The 2,772-nt window shown below is 76.7% G+C and carries 4 protein-coding genes; 1 reads left to right on the forward strand and 3 read right to left on the reverse strand.

Annotated elements, in window-relative coordinates; translation table 11 throughout:
* A partial coding sequence (locus tag AB0K37_RS41550; protein ID WP_363991574.1) for a hypothetical protein occupies positions 1-180 on the reverse strand: 180 nt, incomplete at its 3' end.
* Between AB0K37_RS41550 and AB0K37_RS41555 the strand changes: the two genes are divergently transcribed.
* Entirely contained in the window at positions 145-1,092 is a 948-nt protein-coding gene (locus AB0K37_RS41555) for a GMC oxidoreductase (RefSeq protein WP_363991576.1), read from the forward strand. The genes AB0K37_RS41550 and AB0K37_RS41555 overlap by 36 nt on opposite strands.
* Before the next feature lie 9 nt (positions 1,093-1,101).
* Here AB0K37_RS41555 and AB0K37_RS41560 read toward each other — a convergent pair whose 3' ends face one another.
* Entirely contained in the window at positions 1,102-1,749 is a 648-nt protein-coding gene (locus tag AB0K37_RS41560; RefSeq protein ID WP_185023742.1) for a response regulator transcription factor, read from the reverse strand.
* Positions 1,740-2,772, reverse strand: a 1,033-nt coding sequence (locus AB0K37_RS41565; RefSeq protein ID WP_363991579.1) for a histidine kinase, incomplete at its 5' end; no start/stop codon positions are given. The genes AB0K37_RS41565 and AB0K37_RS41560, both read right to left, overlap by 10 nt.

The following is a 2,772-nucleotide window of genomic DNA, read 5'->3' on the forward strand; positions in this document are numbered from 1 at the left end:
GGTGCTGCGCGAGTACCTGGAGCGCGGCACCTCCCCGGTCGGCCGCGCGTCCTGCCGCAGGTCGGCGACGACGTCCCGCTGCATGGCCTTGATCGACTCGGCGACGCGGGCGAAGGGCGCGTTGCGGCGCAGCGGCCCGGCTGCGTGGGCAGCGCGCAGTGCGCCGCCGGCTGCCCGCACAACGCCAAGCACGGCGTCCATCTGAACGCGCTCCCCCAGGCCTGCGAGGCGGGAGCGCGGATCGTCTCCCGGGCCCGCGTCGAACGCGTCCTCGTCGAGCGCGGCACCGCCACCGGCGTGCGCGCACGCCGCCCCGACGGCACGGCCTTCGAGATCCTCACGTCCCGCGTCGTCGTCGCGGCCGGCGCCCTGGAGACGCCGCTGCTGCTGAGGCGGTCGGGCATCGGCGCGCATCCCGAGCTGGGACGCGGCATGGCCGTCCACCCCGCGACGAACATCGCCGGGCGGTTCGCCGAGCCCGTCGTGTCCTGGTCGGGGGTGATGCAGAGCGTCGGAGTCGAGGAACTGCACGGCGACGGGATCCTCATCGAGGCGACCGCGAGCCCGCCCGGCATGAGCTCCTTCCCGCTACCGGGCGCGGGACGGGCGCTGCGCCGCGCGCTGCGGGACGCCGACCGCCTCGCCGTGCTCGGCGCGATGATCGCCGACGCCCCCTCGGGCCGCGTGCACGGCGCCCGGCACCGCGCGTTCGTCCGCTACGACCTCGCCCGGGAGGACGCGGCCCGGCTGCGGCGGGCGCTCGTCGCGATGGGCCGGATCCTGTTCGCGGCCGGCGCCGAGGAGGTCCTCACCGGCCTGCCCCGCCACCCGGTCGCCCGCGACGAGGCCGAGCTCACCCGCGCCGCGGCCATGGCCTCCGCCGGCGACCTGCACCTGGCCGGGTTCCACCCGACCGGGACTGCGAGGCTCGGCGCCGACGCCGCGCGGGCGCCGGTCGACCCGTCCGGGCGGCTGCGCGGCGTGCGGGGCGTGCACGTGGCCGACGCGTCGGTCCTGCCGACCTGCCCCGAGGTGAACCCGCAGCTCACCATCATGGCGATGGCGCTGCGGATCGCCGAGGGGATCGGGTAGGCGCCGCCGTCAGGAGCCCAGGTACCGCAGGACGGCCAGGACCCGGCGGCTGTACCCCGTCGCGTGCGACAGGTCGAGCTTGTCGAAGATGGCGTTGACGTGCTTCTCGACGGCGCTCTGCGAGATGTGGAGGTGCGCGGCGATCGAGGCGTTGGTGTGCCCCTGCGCCATCGTGTCGAGGACGTCCCGCTCGCGCGGGGTGAGGCGCGCCAGCGGGTCTCCCTGCGCGCCGTGCGCGGCCAGCAGCCGGCGCACCACCTCCGGGTCGAACGCGGCGCCGCCCGCGCCGACGCGCTCCAGGGCGTCGAGGAACTCGTCGACCTGCGCGACCCGGTCCTTCAGCAGGTAGCCGACGCCCGCGGTGTCCGCCGTGATCAGCTCGGCGGCGTAGCGCTTCTCCACGTACTGCGACAGGACGAGCACCCCGACGCCCGGCCAGCGCCGCCGGATCTCCAGGGCGGCGCGCAGCCCCTCGTCGGTGTGGCTCGGCGGCATCCGGACGTCGACGACCACGACGTCGGGCGGGCCGGCGGCCACCGCCGCGATCAGCGCGTCGCCGTCGCCGACCGCCGCCTCCACCCGGTGGCCCTCCTCGGCGAGCAGCCGCACCAGGCCCTCGCGCAGCAGCGTGGAGTCCTCGGCCAGCATCACCCGCACGGCAGCTCCGCGGTGATCACGGTCGGGCCGCCGCGCGGGCTGTCCACCGCGAACGTCCCGTCCAGCGCGGCGACCCGGCGGGCCAGCCCGGCGAGCCCGCCGCCGCCCGGGTCGGCTCCCCCGTCCCCGTCGTCCTCGATGCGCACGCCGATCATTGTCGCCGATCCCGCCACCGCCACCCGCACGGACGCGGCGCCGGAGTGCTTCGCGGCGTTCGTGACGGCCTCGCAGACGACGAAGTAGGCCGCCGTCTCGACCGCGTGCGGGGGCCGGCCGGGGACGTCGTACTCGATCGCCACCGGCAGCGCGGACCGCTCGGCCACGGTCTCCAGCGCCGCCCGCAGGCCCTCGCCGTCCAGCGCGGCCGGGTAGACCCGCCAGGTGACCTCCCGCAGGTCCGCCAGCGCCCGCTGCGACTCCTCGTGGGCCTGCCTCAGCAGCTCGGCCGCCCGCTCCCCGTCACCGGCGCGGCGGGCCCGCCCGATCAGCATGCCGAGCGCCACGAGCCGCTGCTGGACGCCGTCGTGCAGGTCGCGCTCGATGCGGCGGCGCTCGTCGTCCACCGCGTCCACCACCTGGGCCCGCGTCACCGACAGCTGCGCGATGCGGCGCTCGTACTCCTCCAGCGGGCTCGGCCCGAGGCAGCGCCTGGCCACGCTCCGCTCCATCGCCGCGACCCCGACCAGGCCCTGGACGGCGAGGAAGAGCAGCACCACGCCCGCGACGGCCGTGTAGAGGACGATCCACCAGGTCGGAGGGATGCCGTCCAGATGGTCGCCCGTGATCCACCAGCCCACCGCCAGCCGGACCGCGGCCGCCGCCCCGTAGGCGAGCAGCAGGAGGATCACGCCGCCGAGCAGCCCCACCGGCACCCGCAGCACCAGGTACGCGAGCGCCTTCAGCGGGCCGTACCGGACCGCCCGGTCCAGGCCCGACGCCCGGCGAGAACGGCAGCAGCGTGCTGGTCGGCCACGTCGACTCCAAGTCGGGCCCCGGCGCCTTCTACCGGCTCGGGGCGCTCCG

Origin of the sequence: Actinomadura sp. NPDC049753 (assembly GCF_040674655.1) — a bacterium.
Taxonomy (GTDB): domain Bacteria; phylum Actinomycetota; class Actinomycetes; order Streptosporangiales; family Streptosporangiaceae; genus Spirillospora; species Spirillospora verrucosospora.